This window comes from Burkholderia sp. Ac-20353, from assembly GCF_017104785.1.
In the GTDB taxonomy this organism is placed as follows: Bacteria; Pseudomonadota; Gammaproteobacteria; order Burkholderiales; family Burkholderiaceae; genus Burkholderia.
In genome coordinates, this window is sequence record NZ_JAAGPL010000032.1 from 58,187 (window position 1) to 64,559 (window position 6,373).

6 protein-coding genes are annotated in these 6,373 nt (G+C 67.1%); all 6 read left to right on the top strand.

Annotated features, from left to right (window positions below):
- Positions 1-12: 12 nt before the first annotated feature.
- Positions 13-1,734, top strand: a complete 1,722-nt coding sequence (locus G3N94_RS13165) for a GspE/PulE family protein (protein WP_205792820.1) — start codon at positions 13-15, stop codon at positions 1,732-1,734.
- The gene (locus G3N94_RS13170) at positions 1,715-2,611 is read left to right on the top strand and encodes a hypothetical protein (protein ID WP_205792821.1); all 897 of its coding nucleotides are present in this window, start codon (positions 1,715-1,717) and stop codon (positions 2,609-2,611) included. The genes G3N94_RS13165 and G3N94_RS13170 overlap by 20 nt, the downstream gene beginning before the upstream one ends.
- Positions 2,608-3,138 carry a hypothetical protein gene (locus G3N94_RS13175; protein WP_205792822.1) on the top strand — a complete coding sequence of 177 codons (531 nt, stop codon included), beginning with the start codon at positions 2,608-2,610 and terminating at the stop codon, positions 3,136-3,138. Before G3N94_RS13170 ends, G3N94_RS13175 begins: the two co-directional genes overlap by 4 nt.
- Positions 3,135-3,701, top strand: coding sequence for a hypothetical protein (locus G3N94_RS13180; RefSeq protein ID WP_205792823.1), 567 nt, complete (start codon positions 3,135-3,137; stop codon positions 3,699-3,701). The genes G3N94_RS13175 and G3N94_RS13180 overlap by 4 nt, the downstream gene beginning before the upstream one ends.
- Positions 3,698-4,324, top strand: a complete 627-nt coding sequence (locus G3N94_RS13185; protein ID WP_205792824.1) for a hypothetical protein — start codon at positions 3,698-3,700, stop codon at positions 4,322-4,324. Before G3N94_RS13180 ends, G3N94_RS13185 begins: the two co-directional genes overlap by 4 nt.
- On the top strand, positions 4,324-6,373 hold a 2,050-nt coding region (locus tag G3N94_RS13190; RefSeq protein WP_205792825.1), incomplete at its 3' end, for a type IV pilus secretin PilQ. The genes G3N94_RS13185 and G3N94_RS13190, both read left to right, overlap by 1 nt.

Genomic DNA, 6,373 nt, shown 5'->3' on the forward strand with positions numbered 1-6,373 from the left:
GGGGAAACACGCGTGGATACCGACATCACCACACCGGAAAACCTCCCTGACGCGGGCGCGGAGCTGCGTGACATGCTGCGCGCGCTCGGCGAGCAGCACGGCTCCGGCATTCGCGCGCTCGAGGCGCTGATGGCGCAATCGGCGCTCAGCGCGGACGAGCTGCGCGCGCAGCTCGCCGCGCAATTCCGGATGAAGCCGATCGGGATGCGCGAACTCGCTCGCCTCGAGCCGGACTTCGACGTGGTGCCGTTCGTCGATGCGACGACGCGCCTGTGCGTATGCTTTCGCGATCCGGACGGCGGCAACGCGCTGCTGTTCGCAATTGCCGATCCACTCGATGCCCGCACGCGCGGCTGGGTCGAACACCGGATGCGCGCGCGGCCCGCGGTGCCGTACAGCTGGGCGCTCGCGAGCGCAGGGGACATCAACGCGTATCTGACCGTGCGCGAGAAGGACGTGCGCGCGATGGACTCGCTCGCGTTCGACGATCCGATCCAGAGCACGCCCGACCCGGCGTCGCTCGCGCTGACGCTGCAGGGCATCAGCAGCGACGACAGTGCAGTCGTGCGGCTGCTCAATTCGACGATCTACGACGCGCTCAAGATGCTCGCGAGCGACATCCACCTCGAATGCCGCGCGAACGGGTTGATGATCAAGTGCCGTGTCGACGGCGTGCTCACCGTGGTGGGCCGCGTCGACGGGCGCGACGTCGCGGACCAGGTGCTGTCGCGCGTGAAGGTGATCTCCGAGCTCGATATCGCGGAGCGCCGCGTGCCGCAGGACGGACGCTTCAAGGCGTCGTACGCGGGCCGCGACATCGATTTCCGTGTATCGATCATGCCGAACCAGTTCGGCGAGGACGCGGTGTTGCGGATTCTCGACCGCTACCAGCTTTCCCAGGCGTCGGGCGGCCTGACGCTCGAGGCACTCGGATTCCAGCCGGACGACACGCGCTTCATGCGCTCGATCGCGTCGATGCCTTACGGGATGCTGCTCGTCACCGGGCCGACCGGCAGCGGCAAGACCACGACGCTCTACGCGATTCTCACCGAGATCAACAACGGCCTCGAGAAGATCGTGACCATCGAGGACCCGGTCGAATACCAGTTGGGCGAGATCCTGCAGATTCCGGTCAACGAGGCGAAAGGCCTGACGTTCGCGCGCGGGCTGCGATCGATCCTGCGGCACGACCCCGACAAGATCATGGTCGGCGAGATCCGCGATCCGGAAACCGCGCAGATCGCGGTGCAGGCCGCGCTCACCGGCCACCAGGTGTTCACGACCGTCCACGCGAACAACGTGTTCGACGTGATCGGCCGCTTCACGAACATGGAGGTCGATCCGTACAGCTTCGTGTCCGCGCTCAACGGTGTGGTTGCGCAGCGGCTGCTGCGCCAGTGCTGCACGGATTGCCTGACCGAGGACGAGGTCGATGCGGATACGCTCGCGCGCTCGGGCATCGACCCGGACACGCGCGGCAGCTACCTGTTCCGCCGCGGTGCAGGCTGCGCGATGTGCCGCGGCAGCGGCTATCGCGGGCGCCGCGCGATCGCGGAGGCGCTGCGCATGAACGACGAGCTGCGGCAGTTGCTGTCGGAACGCGCGCCGCTCGGGCACATCAAGGCGGCCGCGCTGCGCTACGGGATGAAGACGCTGCGCTCGGCGGCGGTCGAGCTGGTCAGGCGCGGCGAGACGACACTCGAGGAGATCAACCGTGTCACCATGGTCGAATAGTCCGGTTGCGATCGGAGTCGGTACGCGCGAGATCGTCGTCGGGGTCCGCGCGCCCGGACTGTGGCACCCGCGCAAGCACCTGCCCGCCGCCGAACCGGTCAGCGTCGCCATCCCCGACGAGCAGTTCGGCAGCGAAGCGGGCGTGCTCGACGCACTGCGCGCAGCGCTGGCCACCCAGCCCGGCGCTGCCGCTGCCGCCGACGCGCCGACGAGCGCCGCGAAGCCGCTCAAGCGCAGCGCGCACGTCGTGCTCGACGATTTCTGGTGCCACCACGCGATACTGCGCGGCGACTTTCGCACGCTACGCATGCGCGAACTCGAAGAAATCGCGCACGCCCATTTCTCCGACACGTACGGAATCGACGGCGCATCGCTGGTCGTGCGCTTCTGCGTGCAGCATGGCGGCCGCGCGCTGTTTGCGAGCGCGATGTCGCGCACGCTGCACGACGGCATGCACGACCTGGGCGCATCCGGAGACGTCCGCATCCGCAGCTTGAGAGCGTGCCTTCCGGAGATGCTGAATCGCGTCGCGGTGAACACCGACGGCGATGCGCTGCTGCTGTTCGTCGCCGACGAGCTGCTGCAGGCAGTGATGATCGAGCGCGGCGGCTGGGCCGCTTACGACGCGCAGCGCCTCTTTCCCGGCGATGCGAGCGACGTGTCGCGGCTTGCCGAAATCGCGGAGCAGCTGTTCGAACGTTCGGCGACACGCTCGGGCCTCAAGCGCGAAGACTGCAACGTCTATCTGTGCGGAATCGACACGGATCCCGCGCCGTTCGAAGCACTGTTCGAAGCGCGATTTGCGGCCGTGAAACTGCCGGCCATGCCGGCGAACGATGGTTCGCCCGCGCGTCGGCTGATGGAGTACGCGCAATGATGCGAACCCTCGAAATCGACTTTTGCCGGCACCGCGCCCGCACCGGGACGAGCGGCCTGATCCTGCTGGGCGCCGCCGCGCTGCTGCTGGCCGTGTGCGGCGCACGGCTGTGGGATGCGTACACGGAAAACGGGCGCATCCACGCGGAAGTGGAGGCCGTCCAGCACCGGACGCTCACGCAGCGGCATGTCGTGAAGCCGCCGCCGACGCCCGCCGAGAAGCTCGCGGAAAAGCAGGGCCAGGCGGTGTTGCGCGAATTGACCGTGCCGTGGCAGGAGCTCTTTTCGATCGTCGAGGACTATCCGGACCATGACGTCGCGCTGATCGGCATCGACCAGAACCCGGCACAGGCCCAGATCCGCATCACGGCCGAAGCGAAGGATCTCGACGCGATGATTGCGTACCTGAAGTATCTGCAGACGAGCGTGCTGCTGCGCGAAGCGGCGCTCAATGGTCATGTCGTCGAGAACAACGTGCCGGGCAAGCCCGTGCGTTTCCAGGTCACGGCCGTCTGGAGGAAGCCATGAAAGCAGATTGGTTACGTGACAGGCTGCTCACGGTGGGTTTCGAGATGCGGCGTACTTTCGGTCTGCCGGGATTCGCCGGCGTGCTGATGATCGGTGCAGCGGCCATCGCGTACACGGCGATCGCCAGCCTGGAATCCGATACCCGCGCGCTGCAGGATCCTGCCGGGTTCGTGCACGCGACGCACGGCCATCGTCCGGTCAGCGAGCGCGGCGCGGCCGCGGATGCGGTCGCGCTCGACGCGCTGCCCGACCTGTTCCCGCGCTTCTCGCAGAGCGCGGACGACATCGCGTCGATCTTCGCGCAGGCGCGCGACAGCCATCTGACGCTCGGTTCCGCCGAGTACCAGGTGACGACCGATTCGGGCGCACGCTACGCGCGCTATCAGGTGCTGCTGCCCGTCAAGGATCAGTACGGCGCAATCCGGCATTTTCTTGCGTCGGTACTCAACAACGTGCCGAACGCGGCGCTGCAGGAAATCCACGTCGAGCGCCCCGCAGTGGGCAGCGACATCCTCGACGCGCGCGTGCGCTTCGAGCTCATCTACCGGAGCGCGCAGCCATGAATGCCGCCGCCATGAAGCCCGCTTCGCGCCGGCAGATCGCGCTGGCGCTGTGTTGCATCGTCGCTGCCGGCGCCGGCTATTGCGTGCTGGTCGCGGCGACGCGGGGGCCGACGCCGATCTCGGCCTACGGCGCAGTGCATCGCGACGGCCTGCGCGCGCCGACGCCCCGGGTGGCCAGGCACGCCGCGGCGGCGGCACCCGCGTCGCAACCGGCATCGTCCGCTGCGGCAATGTCAGCGGCGTCGGCGGCAGCGGCCGCAGTTCCGCTAGAAAAGCTTGCCGCATTGCGCACGCCGGTGTCCGTTGAAGCGGCGCACGACCCGTTCACCGCTTCGTCATGGCTGCCGCCGCCGCCGCCCGTCGTCGTGCCCGCGCTTCCCGAAACGCGCCCGGCGCCGCCGTCGGCGCCACCGGTGCCGTTCGCGTACGTCGGCGAACTCGATGCGAAGGCGGCGAAGCCGCAGGTGTTTCTCAGCAACGGCGAACAGTTGCTGATCGTTTCGCCCGGCGACGTGATCGACGGCCAGTATCGCGTCGAGTCCGTTTCGGAGTCGAACGTGGTGCTCACCTATCTGCCGCTGAACCAGATCCAGGTGGTGTCCATTCCAGGGGAAGGAAAGTGATGAAAACCTCACGCACAAGGGGTGCGCGCCGCGACGGCAACAGCGGCCCATCGACACGCCTGTCGCCTGTCACCCCGATCGATCCCCGGCGCACGCCGCCGAGCCGGACCACGACGAAACGCGCGCTGGCGGTTGCCGCGGCCGTGCTCGCGTGCGGCGGCTGCGCACACGTGCCGAACGTTCACGACGATCCGACCAATGCGCAGGTGAAGATCGACGCGATGCACAACCGCGACACCGATGTGAACCAGCTCCTCGACAACGCCGACAAGTTCCGTCAGGAGAACCAGTTCGACGACGCGGCCCGGTCCGTCTACATGGCGACCGAGCTCGATCCGAACAGCGAGCGCGCCCGCAAGGTCGGCGCGATGATCGAGCAGGACCGCAAGCATCTGGCGATCCTGCAGGAAGCCGACCGCATGATGAAGCGCGGCTCGTATGCGCAGGCGGCCGATCGCGTGCACCGCGTGCTGGTCGAGGATCCGGCCAATGCGATGGCGTTGCGGATGCAGCGGGAACTCGACGAAAAGCGCCGCCAGCAGCACGCGGAAAAGGACGACAAGCTCGCCGCTTCGTCGATCATGCGCACGCCGGTGTCGCTGCAGTTCCGCGACGCGAACGTGCGGATGGTGTTCGAAGCGCTGTCGCGCACGTCGGGACTGAACGTCATTTTCGATCGCGACGTGCGATCCGACCTGAAGACGACGATCTTCGTGCAGAACGCGTCGCTGCAGGACACGGTCGACATGATCCTGTTGCAGAACCAGCTCGACAAGAAGCAGATGAACGCGAACACGCTGTTCATCTACCCGGCGACGCCCGCGAAGGAGCTCGAGTATCAGGAGCTCAAGGTGCGCACGTTCCAGTTGTCGAACGTCGATGCGAAGCAGATCCAGTCGCTGCTGAAGAGCCTGCTGAAGGTGAAGGAGGTCGTGATCGACGAGCGCGCGAACACCGTGACGATCCGCGGCACGCCGGACATGATCAAGGTCGCCGACGAGATGATCGCCGCGCAGGACCTGCCGGAGCCGGAGGTGATGCTCGAAGTCGAGGTGCTGGAGGTGTCGCACGACCGGATGTCGCAGCTCGGGATCAACTGGCCCAACTCGTTCACGGTGTCGACCCCGAGCTCGACGGATACCTGGGGCGCGCTGCACCATCTGCCGGTCAACGCGCTGAATGTCAGCGGTCTCTCGGCCACCGCGGATTTCAAGCTCACGGATACCGACGCGAACCTGCTTGCGAGCCCGCGCATCCGCACGCGCAACAAGGAGAAAGCGCGCATCATGATCGGCGACAAGGTGCCGGTGATTTCGAGCTCGAGCACCCCGAGCACGAGCGGCCCGTCGTTCACGCAGATGATTCAGTACCTCGACGTCGGCATCAAGCTCGAAGTGGAGCCGCAGGTCTATCGCGACGGCGACGTCGGGATCAAGATGAATCTCGAAGTCAGCAACATCACCAATACGATCTCGAGCGGCAATTCGCAAGGCCTGAGCTCGCTCGCGTACCAGATCGGTACGCGCAGCGCGTCGACGAGCCTGCGCCTTCGGGATGGAGAAACCCAGATCATGGGTGGACTGATCTCGGACGAGGACCGCCGCAACGCGAACAAGGTGCCGGGCCTCGGTCAGATGCCGCTGCTCGGCCGCCTGTTCTCGGATCATGGAGGCGACCACAAGAAGACCGAGATCGTGCTGCAGATCACGCCGCACATCGTCCGGCCGCAGGTCTCCGCGGATGCGGACACGCAGGAAGTGTGGTCGGGCACCGACGTCAACGTGCACGCCGACGAATTGCGGCTCGATCCGGTGTCGCTGAACGCGGAAGCGCCCGCAGCACCGGCCGAAGCCGCGAAGCCGAGGGTGAGGGCGGTTCCCGGCAGCGTGGGCGGTGGCACGTCGGGCGGTGGTGGGGCGGGAGGAGGCGTGTCCCCGGCATTGGGCGCGGCGGCGCAACGTGCGCAGCCGTCGCCGGAGAACGGCGCGTTCGGGCAGTTGCCGGCGGCGCCTCGCACGACGCCGCCGCCCGAACCCTACGGCGGACGTT

What these genes read in the sequence shown, in the direction of transcription:
- G3N94_RS13180 (WP_205792823.1), top strand. Translation starts at nt 3,135, where the DNA reads ATGAAAGCAGATTGGTTACGTGACAGGCTGCTCACGGTGGGTTTCGAG.
- G3N94_RS13185 (WP_205792824.1), top strand. Translation starts at nt 3,698, where the DNA reads ATGAATGCCGCCGCCATGAAGCCCGCTTCGCGCCGGCAGATCGCGCTG.
- G3N94_RS13175 (WP_205792822.1), top strand. Translation starts at nt 2,608, where the DNA reads ATGATGCGAACCCTCGAAATCGACTTTTGCCGGCACCGCGCCCGCACC.